Origin of the sequence: Paraburkholderia pallida, assembly GCF_004524855.1 — a bacterium.
GTDB lineage: Bacteria > Pseudomonadota > Gammaproteobacteria > Burkholderiales > Burkholderiaceae > Paraburkholderia > Paraburkholderia oxyphila.
In genome coordinates this window covers 122,658-145,013 of the sequence record NZ_CP038150.1, presented here as the reverse complement: position 1 = coordinate 145,013, position 22,356 = coordinate 122,658, and the positions used below count along the sequence as shown (strand labels likewise).

Genomic DNA, 22,356 nt, shown 5'->3' with positions numbered 1-22,356 from the left:
AAGAAAAACAGCAAACCAATCAGTTAACCCAGGCGGCCGAGCCGCCCCTCAACAATCAATCAGGAGCACCAACCTGTGAGCATTACAGTATTCCTCCTTCTCGCCACAACCGTGGCAATTGCAGCCTTCATTCAAGGCGCCGTCGGCGTAGGCTTCGCGCTCATCTGCGCGCCCGTGATCAGCCTGATCGACCCGGGCCTCCTGCCCGTTTCCCTCTTGATCCTGATGCTCCCGCTCAATATCTATCTCGCGTGGCGCGAGCGCCCTGCACTCGATTCAAACGGCACGCTATGGATCACAGTCGGCCGCACAGCGGGCGCGCTAGTCGGCGTGTGGATCATCTCGCGCATCTCGGCACACGATCTGAACCTGTTCATCGGCGCATCGACGATTGCCGCCGCCGTCGCGACGCTGTGCGCGCCAACATTCGCTCCGGGCCGCAACGCACTGATCACGGCTGGCGCCGTAACCGGCATCACCGAAACCGCGACCGGCATCGGCGGCCCGGCACTCGCGATGGTGTTCCAGCACTACCGGGCGCCGGCGCTGCGCTCAACCATCGCGCTGTGTTTCGCCATCGGCGAGGCCCTCTCACTCATGTTGCTCAGCTTCACCGGCCAGATCACCTCAGGCCGCTTCGTTTCCGCCCTGCTGCTCGTGCCGCCCGTCATCCTTGGCGCCTTCGTCAGCCAACACGTGCACCAGCGCCTGAACAGCAAGGTCTTGCGTATCAGCGTGATGGCCTTCGCGATCGTTTCGGGCGCGGCAATCCTGTATCAGACATTGAAGTGAACGCAAATGCGTGCCAGCTCAGCCAGGGCCGGCACATCCAATAGAGCATAGCGAGGAGACCCCCAATGAAGAAGTGTCTGGTTGCGCCTGCGTGCGCAGCGCTTGGTCTTGCCAGTATTTCCGGTGCATATGCACAGAGCAGCATCACGCTGTACGGCAGTCTGGATGCGGGTGTTGGCTACGTCAGCAATCTGCATGGATCGCACTCGTTCTTTTCCGAACAGGGCACGTTTCAGGCCGACCGCTGGGGCCTCACGGGCACCGAGGATCTGGGCTCGGGACTGAAGACGGTGTTCAAGCTGGAGTCGGGTTTCTCGACGATCAGTGGCGCGATGTCGAGCGCGGGGACGCTCTTCAACCGGCAGGCCTATGTGGGTCTCTCGAAGAACGATATCGGCACCGTGACGCTCGGGCGCCAGACCGACTTCCACTTCGAGATGCTTGGTCCGCTTTCGACTGCGCAGTCGCTTGGCGATTTCTCCGCGTTTCATCCTGGCAACGTGGATGGGCTGGCCAATACCGTGCCCGTGGAGTTGTCCAATACCGCCAAGTTTGTCAGCCGGCCGTTCTGGGGGCTCACCGTGGGCGCGCTATATGGCTTTACGAATTCGAGCAGCAGCACGACGGGACGCACGATCAGCTTTGGCGCGAACTATGGGTACGGGCCGCTGAAGCTCGCGGCGGCGTGGTCGGAGTATCACGACCGTACGCTCAATCTGGCTGGTGGGCTCGGGCTCGATGCGTTCGAAGGCGTCAATCTCGCCGGCGGCGCGCCGTTCGTGGCGGACAGTGTGCGCAATGCGGGGATCGGGGGTAGTTATCAGTGGGGGCGCTTTCAGTTGCATGCGCTCGTTACCGAGGTGCGGATCGAGCGGCGTGGTGACGCGCAGAACTATCGTACCGTCGATGGGGGCGTGAATTTCCAGGTCACGCCTGCTTATATGGTGGGTGCGGGTGCGTGGACCATGACGCTGTCCGGCAAGCGGTGGACGCAAGCTACGGTTGCTAATGTTTATTCGCTTTCCAAGCGGACGCAGGTCTATATGGATGTGATGGTTGAGCGGGCTTCCTCTGGAGCCGTTGCCGATACTGTGGGGATTGGGGCTTCGTCTTCTGGATCGCAGACTGCTGTGCTGACGGGGATTCATCACTTCTTTTAGGGCTTGTTTCACCTTGGGCGGCGGTTGGGTTGATCTGTCGTTTAACTTGTTTTCGCGGCGGGCCGCAGGCGTTGCCCCTGTGCGGGGCGGCACCTACTTTTCTTTGCAGCCGCAAAGAAAAGTAGGCAAAAGAAAGCGGCTTAAACCGCCAGTGTGACGCCGTCCCCCACTGCCTTGTAAATCGGAGCGGCTCCGGGGCATCCGTCTCCTCGCACACTCCGCCTTAGTGACAAAGGGCTCATCCTTCCCGCCACGCGCTACGCGCGGGCGGAAGGGTCCGCAAGGGAAACCGGGCGAGCGAATGCGTTGGGAGTGCCGCCCGGTAAATGCGCGGGAATACTGATCGGTGAATGCACTGGAGTACTGATCGGCGAATTCACGGGAGTGATGATCGGTGAATGCACGGGAGTGGTGATCGGTGAATGCACGGGAGTGCTGGCTGGCGAATGCGTAGGTGAGCCGCCGATCAAAAAAGCTGGATTCCTACGAAAACGCGCGCATCCCACCGGTTTTGGCTATGCCCCACGGCGCGCGCAGCGCCGCCGGATGAATGAGTCCTTAGTCACTCCGCTATACGCCCCGTGGTGACAGACGCTCCGGAGCCGCTCCGATATACAGGGCAGTGGGGAACTGCGTCACACTGGCGGTTTGAGCGGCTTTCTTTTGCCTACTTTTCTTTGCCGCGGCAAAGAAAAGTAGGTGCCGCCCCGCACAGGGGCAACGCCTGCGGCCCGCCGCGAATCCAAGTTAGGGCCAAAACTACAATCATTCATGCCACTAATAAAAAGCATTAGCACAATCGAATTGACGCCAGGTCACCACCTACCGAACACTACGATGCCTGCCTGAAACCCGCGAACTCGAACTGGAGACATCAAGATGCAATCCCCGGCTGATATGCCCCCAAGCGCCACGCGCAACGACTATGCCCCCACCGAATGGGAAACCCGGGTAAACCTGGCCGCCCTATACCGCCTAGTCGCGCATTTCCGCATGACGGACATGATCGACACGCACATCTCCGCCCGCCTGCCGGGCGCAACTCCCACCTTCCTGATCAACCGCTACGGCATCCTGTTCCACGAGATGCGCGCCTCCGACCTGGTGAAAATCGACCACCTCGGCAACGTGATCGACGAACGCGCACAAACCGACCCCACCCGCTTTCGCGTCAACGCGGCCGGTTTCACGATTCACTCGGCCATCCACATGGCGCGCGAGGACCTGCATTTCGTCGTGCATACGCACACTGCCGCAGGCATCGCAGTGGCCGCCCAGGAACACGGGCTCTTGCCCATCAGCCAGCACGCGCTGAAGTTCTACGAACGCCTCGGCTACCACGACTACGAGGGCATCGCACTCGACCTCGACGAGCGCGAGCGCCTCGTGCGCGATCTCGGCCCGCACAAGGCGATGATCCTGCGCAATCATGGTCTGCTGGCAGGCGGCGCAACCGCGGCCCAGGCGTTCCACGAGATCTACTTCCTGGAGCGCGCCTGCCAGGCGCAGGTCCAGGCGATGTCCGGCGGCGCGAAGCTGATCATCCCCCCCGAGGCCGTCTGCCGGCGCACCGCCGAGCAGTTCCAGCGCGACGACTCCGACGAGATCACCAACACCGCCTGGCGCGCCGCACTGCGCCTCATCGACGATCCCGCCTCGGACTATCGCTGCTGACCCCGCTGCCGAACCCGCCGCTGCCCCCTTACCGACCTAACGGCCGCCCAGGCCCGCGCCCACCGCGTTTTGCCATGACCACCATCGCTTTGCTGAGCAAGAGCTTCGACATGTCCCATCTTGTCGCCTCGATCCAACGCGCCGCCCCGGCCCTGAACGTCGTCATGCACGGCGAGCCGGGCGCGGCGCATGCCGAAGTCGCCGCCTGCTGGGATCCGCCCCCCGGCGCGCTCGCCGCGATGCCCAATTTGCGCCTCATCCACAGCATTGCCGCCGGCGTCGACAATATCCTCTCCGATCCCGCGTTGCCCGCGCTGCCGTTGTGCCGCGTCGTCGATCCGCAGCACGCGCGCGGAATGAGCGAGTTCGTCACGTGGGGCGTGCTGCATTTCCACCGCCAGCTCGACCTCGTCATGAGCAACCAGCGCGACGCGCGCTGGCTGCGCCCCGCGCAGGCGCATCCGGCGCAGTGCACCGTTGGCGTCATGGGTCTCGGCGAGATCGGCTCCCGGGTCGCGCTCGATCTGCAGCGGCTCGGCTTCACGGTGCGCGGCTGGGCGCGTCAGCCGCGCGCCCTTCCCGGCATCGAGATCTTCGAGGGCGAAAGCGGCTTCGAAGCCTTTCTTGCGGACACCAGCATCCTCGTGTGCCTGCTCCCGCTCACGAGCGAAACGCGCGGCATCCTGGGCGCAGCGACGTTCGCGCAGATGCAGCCCGGCGCCAAGCTGATTCACGTCGGCCGCGGCGAGCATCTCGTCGTGGCGGATCTCGCGGCCGCGCTCGAAAGCGGCCGGCTCGGCGGCGCCATCGTCGATGTCTTCCCCGTCGAGCCCCTGCCCGCCGACGATCCGCTGTGGCGCGCGCCAAACCTGATCGTCACGCCACACATGGCGTCGGTCGCCAGCGCCAACACGATCGGCGAGCAGATTGCGCACAACGTGCAGCGCCTGCTCGATGGCGAGCCGCTAGGCAACGTGGTGGACGTCGCGCGCGGCTATTGACCGAAGCCGCCACGCGCGGTGAGGCGAGGCAAGCGTGGCGTGCCGCGCGCGGCCGTCACGGTTCCTCTGTGGCGGCGAGCGGCTCCTGCCTGTCGATGAACGCATGCAGCGCATCGACGAATGCCGTCTCTGCCGCGCTCAGCTTGCGGTCCTGCGCCCACAGGAAATAGACGTCGACATCGGCGACGCCTTCGTCGGGCGGCAGACGCCGCAAGCGGCCCTGAGCGATGTCGTCGCGCACGACGTGCTCCGGCAGGCAGCCGATGCCGAGCCCCGCGAAGATGAAGCGCCTCACCTCCGCCATGCTCGAAGACGAAGCAATCACGCGCCCCGTGAAGCCCATTTCGTCGCGAAAGATCGTGAGCGGCGATAGCGGGTCGCCAACTTTGTCGCCGGTAAAGGAGACGAACGCCTGCCCGGCGAGATCGGCAACGCTCAGGTCGTCACGACCGAACAGCGTGTGATGGCGGCCGCAAAAGAGCGCGTAGCGCTGGCGCAGGAACACGCGGGCGCCCACGCGCCCAGGCAGCGCGCGGCGCGGCGAGAGCCCGATCGTCAAGGTTTTCTGCTGCAGGCTGTTGACGACGTCGGCGCTGCGCATCACGAGGCTTTCGAATTCGATGCGGGGATAAGTGCGGTGGAACTCGGCAAGGAATTCGTCATACGCGGGGAAGTCGACGCCGCTCACGATGCCAATGCGCACCGCGCCGGAGATATCGCGAGCGGCATCGACATCGGCCAGCGAAAGCCGCGAAATGGTGCCGTAGATGTCCTCGGCGATCTTGCGCACTTCGATGCCCGCCTGCGTGACCTCGATGCGCGGGCCGCGACGATCGACGAGCCGCAAGTCGAGTTGCTCCTCGAGCCGCCGCAGCGCCTGGCTGACCGCCGGTTGCGTGAGATGCAGGCGCATGGCCGCGCGGCTCACGCTGCCCTCGCGCGCGATGGCGAGAAAGGTCCGCAGCAGGTTCCAGTCGAGGCGGTCGTTCAGCCAGGTGTCGGGTCGGTTCTTGCTCACAACGCGTTCATTCAAGGAGTATTCGCGAAAATTATACTCAGAATAATCATTAAAAATTGGACGAATTATTTTGGATTTTCGATAAAGGCAACACGCGTGCGTTGATCACCGACGCCTTGAGCACCGAATTTTGCCACCGAATCCGGAACGTCTCTCACCTTCGCAAACGTCGTCACCCCGCACTGACCTTGCAGTCACCTAATAGACAGGACAATCCATGGCTCATGCCGCCTCCAGCACGCAGCAACCCGTGAGAGCCGCCGTTGCGGCATTCATCGGCACCGCCGTCGAGTTCTACGACTACTACACGTTTGCGACCGCTGCCGCACTCGTGCTCGGCGAAATCTTCTTTCCGAGCCACGACCCCTTCCTGAGCACGATGGCGTCGTTTGGGACGTTCTTCGTCGGCTTCATCGCACGGCCGTTGAGCGGGGCGGTCTTCGGCCACCTCGGCGACCGCGTGGGCCGCAAGAAAATGCTCGTGCTGACGATGTTTTTGATGGGGATCGCGACCACCGGCATCGGCCTCTTGCCCAGTTACGCGACGATCGGCATCTGGGCCCCTATCCTGCTCGTCTTGCTGCGCATCCTGCAGGGCATCGCCGTGGGCGGCGAATGGGGCGGCGCGGTGCTGATCGCGAGTGAGCATGCGCCGCCCGGGCGCAAGACGTTCTTCGCGTCGTTTCCTCAGATGGGCAGCCCTGCGGGCCTCATCCTCTCGCTGCTTGCGTTTCGCTTCGTCACGTCGCTCGATCACGCGAGCTTCGTCTCGTGGGGCTGGCGCCTGCCGTTTCTGGCGAGCTTCGTGTTGCTGTTGATCGGCATGGCGATCCGGCTCGGCGTGAAGGAGTCGCCGGAATTCGAGCGTGTGCGCAACACCAATGCCGCCGCAAAGTATCCGGTGGCGGAAGTGCTGCGCACGGCGTGGTATCCCATCTTGCTGGCGGCGGCCGCCACCACGATCGGCTCGGCGGGCTTCTTTTTCACCAACACCTTCATGATTTCGTATGCGACGGCCTGGCTCGGCATGTCGAAGTCGTTTATTCTCGATTGCCTGTTCGTTGTCACGATTATTCAGTTGCTGTCGCAGCCGGTTTCCGCATTGCTTGCTCAGCGCTTTGGGGAAACGCGGTTTCTCTGCTGTGCGGCCGTCCTCTCGATGGTCACGCCGTATCCGATGTTTCTGCTCGTGCAAACGCAAAACGCTGTGGCGATCGTGGCCGGCATCTCGTTTGCGGTGGTCACGCTGTCGGCGATTTATGCGGTTATCGCGGGATTTATTACGCCGGCGTTTCCCACGCGGATGCGTTACTCGGGTATCTCGATCGCCTATCAGCTTTGTACGATGATCGCCGGTGGCACCACGCCCCTGATCGGCACGATGCTCGCTCAGCGATTTAGCGGGCAGTGGTTGCCGCTTGCTGCGTTCTTTTCGGTGCTTTCGTTTGTTACCCTGGTCGGGGTTGTGGGGCTTGGGAGGTATAAGCGTAATCAGCTTGCAATGGCGGAATGGGCGCCGCCTTCTGGGCGCAATGCTTAACTGTGCAGGCGTGCGGTGGTAGTGCGCGCCACTTCCTGGCGTGTGTTTTGGATTCCTCCAGTTGTTGGCGTGGGGCCCCCGTACGGTGGCCTTAACTTGTATTCGCGGCGGGCCGCAGGCGTTGCCCCTGTGCGGGGCTACTTTCTTTGCAGCCGCAAAGAAAAGTAGGCAAAAGAAAGCGGCTCAAACCGCCAGTGTGACGCCGTCCCCCACTGCCCGTATATCGGAGCGGCTCCGGAGCATCCGTCTCCTCGCACACTCCGCCTTGGTGACAAGGGGCTCATTCTTCCCGCCACGCGCTGCGCGCGGGCGGAAGGGTCTGCAAGGAAAACCGGGCGTGCTGCTGGCGATTGCGCGGGAGTAGTTCCGGGCGCATTGGCAATTGCGCAGGAATGGTTCCGGACGAATATGCCGGCGTCCTACTGATATGCGAGATTGCTTCCATTTGAATACGTGGAGTTCTGCGAATACGTGTATATCCCAATGGTTTTTGTTATGCCCCACGGCGCGCGTAGCGCCGCCGGATGAATGAGCCCTTAGTCACTCCGATAAACGGCGAGTGGTGACAGACGCCCCGGAGCCGCTCCGATATACAGGGCAGTGGTGGACTGCGTCACACTGGCGGTTTGAGCGGCTTTCTTTTGCCTACTTTTCTTTGCCGCGGCAAAGAAAAGTAGGTGCCGCCCCGCACAGGGGCAACGCCTGCGGCCCGCCGCGAATACAAGTTAAGGCCAAACAACATGAGCAAGCGAGCCGAACGCCCGTTCAATTCCCAGACGCCTGGGCAGCCTCGCCCTGCGCAGCCTCGCCCTCGGCACCAGCGCGCTGAACACCTAACGCGCGCCCACGATACCAAACCCTGTAAGCAACCGCCAGCACCACAAGAAACGGCACCCCACACATCAAAGTCATCCGAAACTCCCGAGTAAAAACGGTCGTAACCAACGCGGCGCCCATAAGCACCGCACCGGCAACCGAGGTCCCCGGATACCCCCACATCCGAAATGCCAGCGCGCGCGCGCCAACCTTTCTACGAAAAAACAGATGCGTCACAAAGATCATGAGCCAGGTAAACATGGCACCAAACATCGAAACCGACATCATCAACATAAACGATGCATCGGGATAGATCACATTGAGCACCGTCGCAAGCGCAATACCAATAGCCGAGAGCAACAGCGCAGCCACCGGCACACCGTTCGCACTAAGCTGCCCAAATCGAGCAGGCGCATAACCCGCACGCGAAAGACTGAACATCATCCGCGTAGTGATATAGAGCTGACTGTTCATGGCCGAAAGCGCCGCCACGAGAATCACGAAGTTGATCACGCCAGCCGCGCCCGGCACATGCGTAGCCGCCATCACTTTCACGAACGGGCTTTCATTAGCGCCCGCAGCCGTCCACGGCACGATCGCAAGCATCAGCGCAAGCGTCAGCAAATAAAAGAACACAAGCCGCACCATAGTCGCCCGAAACGCGCGCGTAACGGCCCGGTGCGGATCCTGCGCCTCCCCCGCCGCCACAGCAATCATCTCAATGCTCAGATAGCTGAAAATCGAGACGATCACCGCCACCCACATGCCCCACACACCCTTCGGAAAGAACCCGCCGTGCGAGGTGTAGTTAGCGAACCCAATACCCGAGCCGGCCGGCGCGCCGAACACCACCCACGCCCCGAGCACGATGAACGCCACGATGGCAGCAATCTTGAGCATCGAGAACAGATATTCGACGGCGCCGAACACCTTCACGCTCACGATGTTGACGCCGATGAGCGCCGCCGAGAAGCCCACGATCCAGTACCAGCCCGGGATCGCGGGAAACCAGTACTTCATGTAGACCGCGATCGCAGTGACTTCCGTGCCCACGGCAAATACGATCGACGACCAGTACGCGTAGCGCACCAGAAACCCGGCCAATGGCCCGATATAGTGCTCGGCATAAGCGCCGAACGAGCCCGATGTGGGATGCGCGACCGTCATCTCAGCCAGACACCCCATCAGCAGCAGCGCGATCAGCGCCCCAATCGCATAGCTCACGAGCACGCTCGGGCCCGCGAAGCCAATCGCGAAGCCGCTGCCGAGAAAGAGCCCGGTCCCAATGGCCCCGCCAATGGCGATCATCGAAAGCTGCGCCGTCGACAGGCCGCGCCGCAAGCCCTTCTCACGTTCGACGATCGCGTCGAAGCCCCTATGTTGCGTCATCATGTGTCTCCTCTGTCGTCCTGCCGTGGATGGGTCAGGTCACCGATTTACGTGCATGAAATGCTTCGTTATCCCAAGCGCATGTTTCGAGAATGTCCTTGAGCGCCGAGACTGTGTCCCAGATGTCGGCGTAGCGCACGTAAAGCGGCGCGAAGCCGAAACGCAGAATGTCCGGCGCGCGGAAGTCGCCAATCACCTTGCGCGCGATGAGCGCCTGCATGACCGCGTAGCCTTCTGCGTGCGCGAGCGAGACCTGGCTACCGCGCTGGCCGGCGTCGCGCGGCGAGGCAAGCGTGCAGCCGAGTCCCGCGAGGTGCTGGTCGGCCAGTTCGATCATCAGGTTGCCAAGCGCCACGCTCTTCGCGCGCAACACCTCGAGGTCGACGCCTTCGAACGCCTCGAGCGCGGCCTCCAGCGCAATCACGCCCAGTTGCGGCGCGGTGCCCGTGAGCATGCGGTCGATGCCCGCGTGCGGCGCGTAGTCGTGGGTGAACTCGAACGGCTTCGCATGGCCGTGCCAGCCGGTGAGCGGCTGATTCAGGTCCGCCAGATGACGCTTCGCGACGAACACGTACGCAGGCGCGCCGGGGCCGCCGTTCAGATACTTGTAGCCGCAGCCCACGGCGAAGTCCGCCTCGCAACCGTTCAGATGCACGGGCATGGCCCCGGCCGAGTGGCACAGGTCCCAGACGATCAGTGCGCCCGCTTCGTGCGCCTTGCGCGTCACCGCCTCCATGTCGTAGCGCTTGCCGCTCTTGTAGTTCACGTGCGTGAGCGAGACGACCGCCACCGAGTCGTCGATGCTGGACATCACCTCCTCTGGGTCGACGCAGCGCAGCTCGCATCCCGTCATCTGCGCGACGCTCGACGCGATATAGACGTCGGTCGGGAAGTTCGTGCGTTCGGCGAGTATCACGCGGCGCTCCGCCCGCATGCGCGTCGCGGCCACCAGCACCTTGAACAGATTCACCGAGGTCGAATCGGCCACGATGACTTCGCCGGGTCCCGCGCCAATCAGCTTCGCAATCTTGTTGCCGGTGCGCTGGGGCGCCGGGTACCAGTCGGCGTCGTTCCACGAGCGGATCAGGCCGTGCGCCCATTCGTCCTCGAGCGCGGTTTTCATGCGCGCGGGCACGTTCGCGGGCATCGCGCCGAGCGAGTTGCCGTCGAGGTAAATCGTATCGGCCGGCAGGTTAAAGCGTGCGCGGCAATGCGCGAGAGGGTCGGCCGCGTCTAGCGCGGCGCACTGTTCCCGTGTGATCATTTTGCTTAGGATTCCAATATATATTGCATAAGTGGCTGGCTGAGTAAGGACACCGCGCCTCGGGTTTCAAAGCGTCTTTGCTGTGACCGGCTCCGTCAAGCCAAAGAAACGTTGCGCATTGCCGCCGAGGATCTTCGCCTTGGCACTCGCCGTGAGTGTGGGATGCCCCGCCACCAGGTCGCCAATCTTTTGCTCGCCAAGCGGAAACGGGTAATCGGAGCCCAGCATCACGCGTTCCTCCCCCATCGTGTCCACGAGCAGTTGCAGCGCGCGCGGATCGAAAACCGCGCTGTCCACGTGGAAGCGTTCGAGGTAGGAGATGGGCGGATGCGGGCAATCCTCGCGCACGATGTCGCGCTGCTCCCACGCGTTCTGCACGCGCCCGAGCAGGAAGGCAAAGCTGCCGCCGCCATGCGCGAAGCACAGCTTCAGCGTCTTCGGAATGCGCTCGAACGCGCCCGAGAGAATCAGCGAGACGATGCTCAACTGCGTCTCCGCCGGCATCGCGACTAGCCAGGGCAGCATCCACTTCTTCATGCGGCCGTCGGTCATCATGTCCCACGGGTGCACGAGCACGGGAATCCCTTCGTTGGCGCAATGCGTGAGGAAGGTCACGAGGTGGGCGTCGTCCAGATCGCGCGGCCCGAGGTGATTGCCGATCTGCACGCCGCGATGACCCGCGCGGCACGCGCGCGTCGCTTCGCGGCACGCGAGGTCGACGTCCTGCAGCGGCACCTGGGCAAGCGCAAGCAGGCGTGCCGGTGCGTGGGCGCAGAGTTCGAGCGCGCGGTCGTTCATGCGCGCCGCCCACTCGTGCGCGCGGGCCGCGTCGTGGCGGTAGCCGAACATCACGGGCGTCGCGCAGATCAGTTGCTGGTCCACACCCAGCGCGTCCAGCTCCGCGAGCCGCGCCGCCGGGTCCCACAAGGGGCGATGCACGGGGCGGAATGCGCGCTCGCCGGTCATGATGGTGCCCTGCTTGCCGTCCGCGTCGATGCGCAGCCACGGCGCGTGCTGCGCATCGAGGGCGGCGGCCTCTTCCCGCGTCACGGGCGGGAAGAAGTGCGAGTGCATGTCGATTCGAAGTGTCATTGTCTGTTGATCGGTTGGAACGCTTCGGCGGCCCCTGCGGCGGCGCCCAGGGGGATCGCCATGCAGACCCGGTGCCGGTTACCCGGCCTTGCCCGGATGAATCTGGCCGCACTGCGGGCAGCGGCGCTGCGCCTCGCTGGCGTAGAACGCCTCGAAGAGCGGCGGCAGGTCGTTCACGATGCTCTTGAGCTGCACCTCCACGCGATGCACGAGGTGGCCGCAGGCGTCGCAGTACCACTCGAAGCCGTCCACCATGCCCGGCGCGCGTTGCCGCTCGATCACGAGGCATGCGCTGCCGGCCTCGGGCCGCTGCGGCGAATGCCGGGCATGCGGCGGCAGCAGGAACACGTCGCCCTCACGCAGGTCGACACGCTCCTTGCGTCCATCGATCCACAGGTTCAGATACGCGTTGCCGCGCAACTGGTAGAAGAACTCCTCGTGCGGATCGTCGTGATAGTCGGTGCGATGATTCGGCCCGCCCACCACGGTCACGATGAAGTCGCTGTCCTGCCATACCTGCTGGTTGCCGACGGGCGGCTTGAGCAAATGCGCATGCTCGTCGATCCAGCGCGGGAAGTTGAACGGTCTGCCGTAAGTCAACATGTCTGCCTCGCTCCACGCGGCTGGGGTTTATCGATTCGGCGAGTACGCCACCGCTTTCATCTCGATCAGCAGATGCGGATGCGGTAGCTGATGCACGGCCACGGTCGTGCGCGTGGGCCCGGTCTCGTCGAAGTACTCGCCATAGATCTCGTTGTAGCCGAGGAAGTCGTTCATGTTGACGAGGAACGACGAGATTTCGACGAGGTTCGACAGGTCCGCGCCCTCGCTGCGAAGAATGTCGCGGATGTTCTCGATCACGGCGCGCGTTTGCGCGCGGATGTCGAGCGTCACGGCGCCAAGCTCGTCGGCGGCGGCGCCCGCGATGCTGTTGTCGGGCCGCCGCGCGCTCGTGCCCGAGACGAACAGGAAGTCGCCCGCGCGCGTGATGTGCGGGAAGCGGCCGCGCGGTTTGGCCTTGCCGGGTACCACGCGCGCCTGAGGAGTCGGTTGGTTCATCATGAGAGTCTGTGGTTCGTGGATGCGGTGGTGAATTCGGTGCTGCCGAGTTCGTTGACGAGGCAGTGCACGTGGGTGTCGGGCGCCAGCGCATGCGCGGCCGTGGCGGCGCCCGCCATGATCAGCGAGCCGGCCGGCAGCACCAGCCCGCTTTGCGCGACGAGGCGCGAAGCCTGCACGACCGAGCGCAGCGGGTGGCCGAGGATCGCGGCCGTGGAGCCTGTTTGCACGATGCGTCCGTTCATGCGCATCAGCACGCCCGCGTTGGCGAGCGCGTCGAAGCGGCGCGTCCACGGACCGATCGTGAGCCCCGCCGAGGAGCAGTTGTCGGCCACCACGTCTTCGAGCGAAAACTTGAAATCGCGGTAGCGTGAATCGATGATCTCCAGCGCCGGCGCTGCGGCATCCAGATACTGCGCGGCTTCGAGCAGCGTGAGCGGCCGGTCGATGTCGCGGCTCGTGAGGAAGCACACCTCGGGCTCCACACGCGGGTGGATGAAGCGCTCGAGCGCGACGCGGCCGCCGTCCTCCTCGAGCATCGCATCGGTGAGCCAGCCCCAGATCAGGCTGTCCACGCCCATCTGGAGCATCTTCGCGCGGCTCGTGAAGCCGAGCTTCACCCCCACCGCGATCTCGCCGCGATCGATGCGCCGCTCGATCGACGCGCGCTGCACCACGTACGCTTCGTCGAGCGAGAGTCTCGCGCCCGGTGTGAACTCGGCGAGCTGCGCAATCGGCGTGGCGTCGCGCGCGGCGGCGTCGAGCCGGGCGGCCATGGCATCGAGATCGCTCATGCCGCCTCCTTCGCGGCATTGCGCGCGCTCACGAGGTCGAGCGCGACGTCGACGATCATGTCCTCCTGGCCGCCAACCATGCGGCGGCGGCCGAGCTCGACCAGGATCTCGAACGCCGTGAGCCCGTGCTTCGCGGCCGCCGCTTCGGCATGGCGCAGGAAGCTCGAATAAACGCCCGCATAGCCGAGCGCGAGCGTCTCGCGGTCCACGCGCACGGGCCGCTCCTGCAGGGGGCGCACGATGTCGTCGGCGGCGTCGATGAGCAGCTTCACGTTGCAGCCGTGATCGAGCTTCATGCGGTCCACCGCCGCCACGAACACTTCGAGCGGCGCATTGCCCGCGCCCGCCCCCATGCCCGTGAGCGATGCATCGATGCGGTCGCAGCCGTGTTCGAGCGCCACGATCGAATTCGCCACGCCCAGCGAGAGATTGTGATGCGCATGCATGCCCGTTTGTGTCGCGGGGTCGAGCACGGCCTTCATCGCGTCGAAGCGCGCAGCCACTTCGTGCATATTGAGCGCGCCGCCCGAATCCACGACGTACACGCATTGCGCGCCGTAGCTTTCCATGAGCTTCGCCTGCGCGGCGAGTGCCTCGGGCGTCGTCATGTGCGCCATCATCAGGAATCCTACGGTGTCCATGCCGAGCTCGCGCGCGTATTCGATGTGCTGCTTCGCGACATCGGCCTCGGTGCAATGCGTCGCGATGCGCACGGTGCGCGCGCCCGCATCCCACGCGGCGCGCAAGTCGTGCACGGTGCCGATGCCGGGCAACAGCAGCGTGGCCACGCGGGCGCGCTCGACCGCCCCCGCAACGGCCTCGATCCATTCGAGGTCGGTATGCGCGCCGAAGCCATAGTTGAAGCTCGATCCCGCAAGACCGTCGCCGTGCGCGACCTCGATGCTGTCCACACCGGCCGCGTCGAGCGCGCGCGCGATCGCGACCGCCTGGTCGAGCGAATACTGATGGCGGATCGCGTGCATGCCGTCGCGCAGCGTCACGTCCGAGATATAAATCTTCTTCGTGTTTCCGGTCATGGCCGTCGTCCCCTTCATGCCGCCACGCGGCTTGCCGCGATCTGCTCCGCGGCGGCCAGCGCCGCCGAGGTCATGATGTCGAGATTGCCCGCGTAGCTGGGCAAGTAATGCGCCGAGCCCTCCACTTCGATGAAGACGCTCACCTTCAGGCCCGCGCGGCGCCCGTTCGCCCGGGCCTCCGGCGAGTTCGCCTCCTTACCCTGGCCGAACAGCCGCTGATCGAGTTGCAGCCGGTCGAACTGCACGGCCTGCTTGAGCCGGTAGCCGGGCACATAGCTCGCCACGGCGGCCACCATCGCGCGCACCGAGCGCTCAATGGCGCCGGTGTCGGCGTCTTCGTCGGTCAGGCAGTAGATGGTGTCGCGCATCATGAGCGGCGGCTCGGCCGGATTGAGCACGATGATCGCCTTGCCGCGCGCGGCGCCGCCCACGGTCTCGAGCGCGCGTGCGGTCGTCTGCGTGAACTCGTCGATATTCGCACGCGTGCCCGGCCCCGCCGAGCGGCTCGCGATCGACGCGACGATCTCGGCGTAGTGCACCGGCGCCACGCGCGAGATGGCGTGGACGACGGGAATCGTCGCCTGGCCGCCGCACGTGACCATGTTGATGTCCGGCGCGTCCAGATGCTCGAACAGGTTCACCACCGGCACCACGAACGGCCCGGTGGCGGCGGGCGTGAGGTCGATCACGCGCACGCCATGGCGGCGCAGCACTTGCGCATGGTGCGCGTGCGCGCCGGCCGAGGTCGCATCGAAGGCAATGCGGATGTCCTCGAACTCGGGCATCGCCACGAGCCCTTCGATGCCTTGCGCCGTGACCGGCACGCCCAGGCGCCCGGCGCGTGCGAGGCCGTCCGAGGCCGCGTCGATGCCGACCATCGCGCCCATGCGCAGGTGCTTGCCGTGACGCAGGACCTTGATCATCAGGTCGGTGCCGATATTGCCGGAGCCGATGATGGCGGCCGCCAGCTTGTCGTTGTCTTTCATGACGCGGATTCCGGTTCGAGGGTAAAGGAAGCGCTCACACTGCCGAGGCCTTCGATCTGCGCGGTGAACACGTCGCCGGGCGCGACCGCGGCCATGGGCCCGAGCGCCCCCGTGAGCACGATGTCGCCCGCCGCGAGCGGCGCGCCCACGCGCACCATGGTGTCGGCGAGCCAGAGCGCCGCGTAGAGCGGATTGCCGAGGCAGGCCGCGCCCGCCCCCACGCTCACCGGCTCGCCACGCCGCTCGAGGACCATGCCGCAGGCGATCGCGTCGAACGCGTCGAGCTTCACGGGCCGGTTGCCGAGCACGAAAAGACCGCTGGAGGCGTTGTCCGCCACGGTGTCGGTGAGACGGATGTCCCAGCCCGCGATCCGGCTGCCTACGATCTCGATGGCCGGCAACGCATAGGCCGTCGCGCGCAGCAGGTCGGCAATCGTGTGCCGCTCGTGCGGCAGGTCGTCGGCAAGCACGAGCGCGATCTCGGCTTCCACCTTCGGCTGCTGCGTGCGCGCGAGCGCGATGGGTTCGCCGTCGGCAATCGCCATGTCGTCGAAGAGCATGCCGAAGTCGGGCTGCGCGACGCCCAGTTGCGCCTGCACCGCCTTCGAGGTCAGCCCGATCTTGCGGCCCACGAGCCGCCGGCCCGCCGCGAGCCGCTCCCCGGTATTGATGCGTTGCACCGCGTAGGCGGCCGCGAGCGCGTCGCCGCCGAGTGCCGCGATGTCGCCGCGCACGGGCGCACAAGGGATGCCGGACGCCTCGGCTTCGCGCAGCCGGCGCGCGATCGCGTGCGCCGCGTTCAGGTCGATTGCGCTCATGCCACCCTCACGCAGACGTTGATCAGTTCCGAATAGAAGTCGAGCGAATGTCGCCCACCCTCACGGCCGATCCCCGAGAGCTTCGTGCCGCCGAACGGCGTGCGCAGGTCGCGCACGAACCAGGCGTTGAGCCACACGATGCCGGTCTCGATGCGTCTGGCCACCCGATGCCCGCGCGCGAGCTGCGTGGTCCAGACGCTGGCCGCGAGCCCATAGGCGCTGTCGTTCACGCGGCCAATCACTTCGTCCTCCGTATCGAACGGCGCGAGGTGGCACACCGGCCCGAAGACCTCCTCGCGCACGCAGCGCGCCGTATCGGGCAGGCCGGTCCAGATGGTCGGCTGCACGAATGCGCCGCTATCGCGCGCGTCGCCGAATGCCGGCACGCCGCCGCCCGTCACCACTTGCGCGCCCTCCTCCAGCGCCAGGCGGAAATACGACAGCACCTTGTCGCGATGGCCGCGCGAGATCAGCGGGCCCATCGTCGCCGCGGGGTCGTCGGGCGCGCCCACGCGCAGCGCTTCGGTGCGCGCCTTCAGCGCCGCGACGAAGCGCTCGAAGATCGGCCGCTCGACGTACACGCGCTCGCTGCACAGGCACACCTGCCCCGCGTTCGTGAAGCTCGACTTGAGGACGCCCTCCACGGCCGCATCGAAGTCCGCGTCGGCGAACACCACGGCCGCGTTCTTGCCGCCCAGCTCGAACGACACCTCCTTCACGCCGTCCGCCACGGCTTTCATGATGGCGCTGCCCGTGCGCGATTCGCCCGTGAACGTGATGGCCGAAATGCCCGGGTGCCGCGTGAGGAACTCGCCGGCCGCGTTCGGGCCGTGCCCGTGGATCAGGTTGAACACGCCGCGCGGCAGACCGGCCTCATGAATCACCTCGGCCAGCAGCGCCGCCGAGCCCGGCGTTTCTTCCGAAGGCTTCGCGACGACACAGTTGCCCATCGCGAGCGCGGGCGCGACCTTCCACGTGAGCAGCAACAGCGGCAGATTCCACGGCGAGATGATGCCGACCACGCCGAGCGGCTTGCGCGTGACGTAGTTCAGATACTGGCCGCCGTCCGCCGTGTGCGTCTCGAAGCATTCGCTGTGCGCGCTGCGGATCAGCTCGGCGAAAGTGCGGAAATTCGCGACGCCACGCGCCACGTCGAGCGCGCGCGCCTGCGCAAGCGGGCGGCCCGTGTCGGCCACTTCCGCCGCGACGAAGTCCTCGAAGCGCGCTTCGATGCCGTCGGCGATGCGCGTGAGCCACGCCGCGCGCTGGGCCGGCGTGGTCTCGCCCCAGCCCGCGCGCTGTGCCGCGCGCGCCGCCTCTACGGCGCGCCCGACGCTCTGCGCGTCGGCTTCGCACACGCGTGCGACGAGCGTGCCGTCCACTGGGCTCAAGTCGTCGAATGTCGTTGTGCTGGCAACGAACTCACCGTCGATGTAGTGTCGCAATAGCCGCGGCGCATGCGCGGTGTCGGATGCTTCTGGAATCACAACGCCTCCTGCTCGATTGATGTGTTCACACCAGTCTAGGGAAGTCGCGCGACTCGCGACAATCAAACATTCGGCGCTCGATATGCCAATCTGGAATACCGGGCGGCGCGCCCCGCCACGCGGGTTTCAGCCCGCGGCGGCCTCGCGCAGGCACTCGATGAAGCCGCGGCACGCGGCGCTCTGGGCCTTGTTCGAGCGCACCGAAAAGCCGATCGTGCCAAACGCCCCCGTCTCCGGCAGATCGAGGATGCGCAACAGGCCCGCGTCCGCGAACTGGCGCGCGGCCACGCGCGGCATCAGCGCGATGCGCGGCGTCTCCAGCAGCAGGCCGATGTTCGTGAGCAGCGAGAGCGACTCGACGATATCGGTCGGCAACGGCAGCCCGGCCGCGCGGAACAGATGCTCGGCGGCAAGGCGCGCGGGCGAGTCGGGCGTGGGCAGGATCCACGGCAAATCCACCAGCGCCGCCAGGTGCACGACGCCCTCGGGCACCGGCGCGCCGCCCTTGCCGCCCATCACGGCGCAGAGCGACTCGTCGAACAGCGCTTCGTGCGTGAGCGGAAAGGCGCTGGCGATCGGCAGCTCGCGCTCGGGCAGGCGGCCCACCACGATATCGACGTCGCCGGTGGCGAGCGCGGGAAACAGGTGGGCGGGCGTGCCCTCGCGCACGGTGACGAGCACGTTGGGCGCGCGCGCCTTGAGCTTCGCGATGGCTTGCGGCAAGAGCCGCGCCGAAGCCGAAATGAGCGTGCCGACGATCACGTGCCCGCTCGTGCCGAGGCGGAAGTCGTTCAGCTCGTCGGTCATGTAGCGCAGCTCCGCCATCAGCGACTTCACGCGCTGGCCGAGCAGCAGCCCGAGCTCGGTCGGCACCACGCCGCGGTTGGAGCGCGAGAACAGTTCGCCGTCGAAACACGATTCGAGCTCGTGTATCACTTTGGTCACGGCGGGCTGCGTGAGCCGCATCTCGTTCGCGGCGCGCACGACCGAACCGGTTTCGAGCACCCGCTCGAACACCATCAGCTGGCTCAGCTTGAGCCGGCGGATCAGGGAGAGCTCACTGAGGGGATTCACTGGCATGGCTGGTTTTCACATCGAGTGTGCGCGGGCGCGCCGCGCTCAAAACACGCCCATCATTTTTGAAAGTTCGGTCACGTAGCGACCATAGCGCGGGTCGCTGCGCGTCTGGTCGGGCTGGCGCGGACGCGGCAGGTCGATCTTCACGTCGTGCTGCACGCGGCCCGGACGCGCCGACATCACCAGCACGCGGTCCGAGAGAAAGACGGCCTCGTGAATGCTGTGCGTGACGAGCAGCACGGTGAGCGTGCTTTGCTGCCAGATGCGCAGCAGCTCGACGTTCAGGCGGTCGCGCGTGAGCGCATCGAGCGCGCCGAACGGCTCGTCCATCAGCATCACGCGCGGCTCGAGCAGCAGGATCTGGCCAATCGCCGCGCGCTGGCGCATGCCGCCCGAAAGCTCGTGCGGATAACGGTCGACGAACTGCGCAAGGCCGAGCGTGTCGAGCAGCGCGGGCAGACGCGCCTCGACCTGCGCGCGCGGCAGCTTGCGCAATTTCGCGCCGAGCCGGATATTGGCGCCCACGGTGAGCCACGGCAACATGTTGCTCGTCTGGAACACCACGCCAATGTCCTCGCCCGGCTCGCTCACGCGCCGCCCGCCCACGCAGATGCTGCCCGTGTCGCACGGCGCGAGGCCCGCGATCATGCGCAGGAGTGTGCTCTTGCCGCAACCGCTCGGCCCGAGGATCGAGACGAATTCGCGCTGGCCCACCTCGAGCGAAACGTCCTCGAGCGCACTGAAGGCCTGCGCGCCGCCGCGCGCCTCATAGTGCTTGCCCGCATGCTGGACCTCGATGAGCGCGGCCGCGCGTTCATCGCGCGCACTTTGCGCGCTGCGCGCACCGGGCTCCGCGGCATCGGCCGCGCTCGCGCGCTCGCCGGCGCGCAACAGATTGACGAGTGCCATCACACCGTGACTCCTCTCCACCAGACCGCACGCGACACGAGATCGACGGCGCCGTAGAACGCCATCGCGAGCATCGTGACCACCAGGATTGCCGCAAACGATAGCGCCGTTTGCGCATTCGACGTCGCGAACACGATCAAATGCCCGAGACCGTCCTCCGAGCCGATGAATTCGCCGACGATCGCGCCGATCACGGCAAGCGGCATCGCGATTTTCAGGCCGTCCATCAGCGCGGGCAGCGCGGCAGGCAGGCGCAGATGCCAGAACGTGCGCGCGGGCGAGGCGCCGAGCGCGCGCAGGTGCTCGTCGAGATGCTGCGGCACGCTTGCGAGGCCGCCCATCGTCGCGATCACGACGGGGAAGAACGCGAACAGCACCGCCGCGGCGAGCTTCGACGCAAAGCCGTAGCCGAACCAGACGATCAGCAGCGGCGCGAGCGCGATCTTGGGCATGCTCTGCAGCGCGGTCACGAACGGCAGCAGCGTGCGGCGCGCGATCTGCGAGAGGCTCGCGAGCAAGCCCAGCGCGAGTCCGCCCGCGAGCGCGAGCGCGAAGCCCGCGAACACTTCCCATGCGGTCGTGAGCGTATCGGCCAGCAGTTGCGCGCGCATGGCCCAGCCCGCCGCGAAAATCGTCGAGAGCGGCGGCAGGATGTACTCGCGCGTGCCGCTCCAGCGCACTCCGAACTCCCAGACGAGACCTACCGCCACCCAGAACGCCACCACTTCGATCAGCCTTTTCATGTGCGCTCCGTTTCAGTCGTCGCCGTCGCGAGCCGCTTCTTGCCTTGCTTCCGGCCTTGCGCCCTGGCTTGCGGCGGGTTCGGCCGGCTTGCCTGCGCCGCCCGCCTTCTGCGCGACGAGATGCGGCGGCGGCGGCACGACGAAGCGCTCGAACCGGTACTGGTCGAACGATTCGATCGTGCGCTCCCACACCTGCGGCTCGTGCGGATCGTGCTCGCCGATCTGCGTCATCTCGCAGTAGATCTCGACGTTGTTGCCGTCCGGGTCCTTGAAGACCAGAAACAGATTGTTGCCGGGCCCATGCCGGCCGATCCCGCGCACGATCTCCACGCCGTGCGACTGCAGCACCTGCACCGAGCGCTCCATCTCCTCGTAGCTTTCGACGAGATACGAGAAGTGCTCGAGGCCCGGGCGCGTGTAGCGCGGCAGATCGTCGAAGTCGGGGCTGTCCTTGGGCAACTGCGAGAGCGCGAGGTCGTGGTGATCGCTGCCCGCGCGCAGGAACACCATCTGGTCGCCGATCCAGTCGGACACCTTCAGGCCCAATACCTCGGTGTAGAACTGCGCGGAACGGTGAATGTCCCGCACCATCAGCACCATGTGTCCGAGGCGCCGGGGACGCAAGCTGTTCATAGCCACTCTCCTGTGGGGCGCGCGCACCGCGCCCGATTGTCGTTCATTGCACGAAGCGGTTCGTGTAGAGGTCGCTCGCCTTGACCTTGCCGTTCAGGCCGAATGCCTGCGAGACGAACTGCGCGGTCGCGTCCATGCGCTCGGGCCGCAGCCAGCCCATGCGGTGATGCGCGGGGTCGTCGGCGATCAGCACGTTGCTCTGTTCGATCTGCTGCAGCAGGATCGCGCGGTCGAGCATCGGATACTGCCTGGCGATCGCGTCGGCGGCGGCCTGCGGATGGTCGCGCATGAACGCATAGCCACGGTAGGTCGCATCGACGAAGCGCTTGACCACATCCGCATGCTGCGCGACATAGGTATCGGTCGTCACGAGGCCGCTGCCCATCATGTCCAGACCGAAGTCGCGATACAGCAGCTTGCCGAGCCGCTGCCCCGCGCGCTCGGCGATCGTGGCCTGCACGGGCAGGCTCGCGCCCTCCCAGCATTCCGAAAGGTCGATGCGCTTTTGCAGCAGCGCCGTGTTGATCACGGCCGGATCGAGCCGCACGAGCTTGATGGCGCCGGGCGCCATGCCGTTCTGCCTGAGCCATGCCGGCACGATGTTCTGCACGGCCGAGGCGCCGCCGCCGCCGAGCGTGAGCCCCGCGAGATCCTTCGGCGAGCTCACCTTGAAGCCGGGCCGCTCGAGATAGCAGATCGCGCCCGGCCAGCGCGTGTTCACGGCGCCCACGAGCACCGCGTGGCCGCCCTGCGCGCGGTTCAGCGTGACGCTCACGGGGTCGCCGTAGCCGAACTCGAACAGCCCTTCGTCGACTTCGTTGACGGTGCGCTGGCCGCCGTAGCCGCGCATGATGCTCACGTCGAGCCCGGCGTCGCGGTAATAGCCCTGCGCTTGCGCGAGCAGGATGCCGCCCGTGCTGCCCTGCGGCAGCCAGCCGAGGTTCACGCGCACCGTGTCGGTCGCCTGCGCGCCCGACACAGCCAGGAGTCCCGCCGCCAGCACCAGCGCGCGCATGCACGCGCCTACCCGCTCAAACATGTCTGCCTCCGATTTGGGGGGCCCGCTG

At 65.8% G+C, this 22,356-nt stretch carries 21 protein-coding genes; 5 read left to right on the top strand and 16 right to left on the bottom strand.

Annotated elements, in window-relative coordinates; translation table 11 throughout:
• Positions 1-75: 75 nt before the first annotated feature.
• The 4 genes from E1956_RS27370 to E1956_RS27355 all read left to right on the top strand — a co-directional run bounded on the left by E1956_RS27370 (position 76) and on the right by E1956_RS27355 (position 4,627).
• Positions 76-792 (top strand): sulfite exporter TauE/SafE family protein, encoded by a 717-nt coding sequence (locus E1956_RS27370; protein ID WP_134755131.1) that lies wholly within the window; start codon positions 76-78, stop codon positions 790-792.
• Positions 793-857: 65 nt separating this feature from the next.
• Positions 858-1,952 (top strand): porin, encoded by a 1,095-nt coding sequence (locus tag E1956_RS27365; RefSeq protein WP_134755129.1) that lies wholly within the window; start codon positions 858-860, stop codon positions 1,950-1,952.
• Between the two features lie 879 nt (positions 1,953-2,831).
• Entirely contained in the window at positions 2,832-3,626 is a 795-nt protein-coding gene (locus tag E1956_RS27360) for a class II aldolase/adducin family protein (RefSeq protein WP_134755127.1), read from the top strand.
• A 74-nt stretch (positions 3,627-3,700) separates the two neighbouring features.
• Positions 3,701-4,627 carry a 2-hydroxyacid dehydrogenase gene (locus E1956_RS27355; RefSeq protein ID WP_167760138.1) on the top strand — a complete coding sequence of 309 codons (927 nt, stop codon included), beginning with the start codon at positions 3,701-3,703 and terminating at the stop codon, positions 4,625-4,627.
• Positions 4,628-4,682: 55 nt separating this feature from the next.
• Here E1956_RS27355 and E1956_RS27350 read toward each other — a convergent pair whose 3' ends face one another.
• A complete protein-coding gene (locus E1956_RS27350; RefSeq protein ID WP_134755125.1) occupies positions 4,683-5,645 on the bottom strand; it encodes a LysR family transcriptional regulator in 963 nt (320 codons plus the stop codon).
• 217 nt (positions 5,646-5,862) lie between these two features.
• On the opposite strand from E1956_RS27350, the gene E1956_RS27345 reads away from it, so the two are divergent.
• Positions 5,863-7,185 (top strand): MFS transporter, encoded by a 1,323-nt coding sequence (locus E1956_RS27345; protein ID WP_134755123.1) that lies wholly within the window; start codon positions 5,863-5,865, stop codon positions 7,183-7,185.
• Positions 7,186-7,950: 765 nt separating this feature from the next.
• Here the strand turns inward: E1956_RS27345 and E1956_RS27340 are convergent.
• From E1956_RS27340 to E1956_RS27270, 15 genes are all read right to left on the bottom strand, one after another.
• Entirely contained in the window at positions 7,951-9,393 is a 1,443-nt protein-coding gene (locus E1956_RS27340; RefSeq protein WP_418789316.1) for an amino acid permease, read from the bottom strand.
• Positions 9,394-9,424: 31 nt separating this feature from the next.
• Positions 9,425-10,654: a kynureninase gene (kynU, locus tag E1956_RS27335; protein ID WP_134755121.1), complete on the bottom strand. Its 1,230-nt coding sequence runs from the start codon at positions 10,652-10,654 to the stop codon at positions 9,425-9,427.
• 66 nt (positions 10,655-10,720) lie between these two features.
• Entirely contained in the window at positions 10,721-11,746 is a 1,026-nt protein-coding gene (locus E1956_RS27330) for an amidohydrolase family protein (RefSeq protein ID WP_134755119.1), read from the bottom strand.
• Between the two features lie 78 nt (positions 11,747-11,824).
• The gene (locus E1956_RS27325) at positions 11,825-12,349 is read right to left on the bottom strand and encodes a 3-hydroxyanthranilate 3,4-dioxygenase (RefSeq protein WP_134755117.1); all 525 of its coding nucleotides are present in this window, start codon (positions 12,347-12,349) and stop codon (positions 11,825-11,827) included.
• A gap of 27 nt (positions 12,350-12,376) precedes the next feature.
• On the bottom strand, positions 12,377-12,808 hold the full coding sequence (locus E1956_RS27320; RefSeq protein WP_418789315.1) for a RidA family protein: 432 nt from the start codon (positions 12,806-12,808) through the stop codon (positions 12,377-12,379).
• Entirely contained in the window at positions 12,805-13,599 is a 795-nt protein-coding gene (locus E1956_RS27315; protein WP_134755115.1) for a 2-keto-4-pentenoate hydratase, read from the bottom strand. Before E1956_RS27315 ends, E1956_RS27320 begins: the two co-directional genes overlap by 4 nt.
• On the bottom strand, positions 13,596-14,636 hold the full coding sequence (dmpG, locus tag E1956_RS27310; RefSeq protein WP_134755113.1) for a 4-hydroxy-2-oxovalerate aldolase: 1,041 nt from the start codon (positions 14,634-14,636) through the stop codon (positions 13,596-13,598). Before dmpG ends, E1956_RS27315 begins: the two co-directional genes overlap by 4 nt.
• 14 nt (positions 14,637-14,650) lie before the next feature.
• On the bottom strand, positions 14,651-15,622 hold the full coding sequence (locus tag E1956_RS27305) for an acetaldehyde dehydrogenase (acetylating) (protein WP_134755111.1): 972 nt from the start codon (positions 15,620-15,622) through the stop codon (positions 14,651-14,653).
• On the bottom strand, positions 15,619-16,440 hold the full coding sequence (locus E1956_RS27300) for a 2-keto-4-pentenoate hydratase (protein ID WP_134755109.1): 822 nt from the start codon (positions 16,438-16,440) through the stop codon (positions 15,619-15,621). The genes E1956_RS27305 and E1956_RS27300 overlap by 4 nt, the downstream gene beginning before the upstream one ends.
• Complete coding sequence (locus tag E1956_RS27295) at positions 16,437-17,927, bottom strand: 2-hydroxymuconic semialdehyde dehydrogenase (protein WP_134755107.1); 1,491 nt, start codon at positions 17,925-17,927, stop codon at positions 16,437-16,439. The genes E1956_RS27300 and E1956_RS27295 overlap by 4 nt, the downstream gene beginning before the upstream one ends.
• 126 nt (positions 17,928-18,053) lie before the next feature.
• Positions 18,054-19,007, bottom strand: a complete 954-nt coding sequence (locus E1956_RS27290; protein ID WP_028222392.1) for a LysR family transcriptional regulator — start codon at positions 19,005-19,007, stop codon at positions 18,054-18,056.
• A 39-nt stretch (positions 19,008-19,046) separates the two neighbouring features.
• On the bottom strand, positions 19,047-19,913 hold the full coding sequence (locus tag E1956_RS27285; RefSeq protein ID WP_134755105.1) for an ABC transporter ATP-binding protein: 867 nt from the start codon (positions 19,911-19,913) through the stop codon (positions 19,047-19,049).
• The gene (locus E1956_RS27280; RefSeq protein WP_134755103.1) at positions 19,913-20,656 is read right to left on the bottom strand and encodes an ABC transporter permease; all 744 of its coding nucleotides are present in this window, start codon (positions 20,654-20,656) and stop codon (positions 19,913-19,915) included. Before E1956_RS27280 ends, E1956_RS27285 begins: the two co-directional genes overlap by 1 nt.
• Positions 20,657-20,668: 12 nt before the next feature.
• Positions 20,669-21,289, bottom strand: a complete 621-nt coding sequence (locus tag E1956_RS27275; protein WP_134755101.1) for a VOC family protein — start codon at positions 21,287-21,289, stop codon at positions 20,669-20,671.
• Positions 21,290-21,332: 43 nt separating this feature from the next.
• Positions 21,333-22,328: an ABC transporter substrate-binding protein gene (locus E1956_RS27270; protein WP_134755099.1), complete on the bottom strand. Its 996-nt coding sequence runs from the start codon at positions 22,326-22,328 to the stop codon at positions 21,333-21,335.
• Positions 22,329-22,356 lie beyond the last annotated feature (28 nt).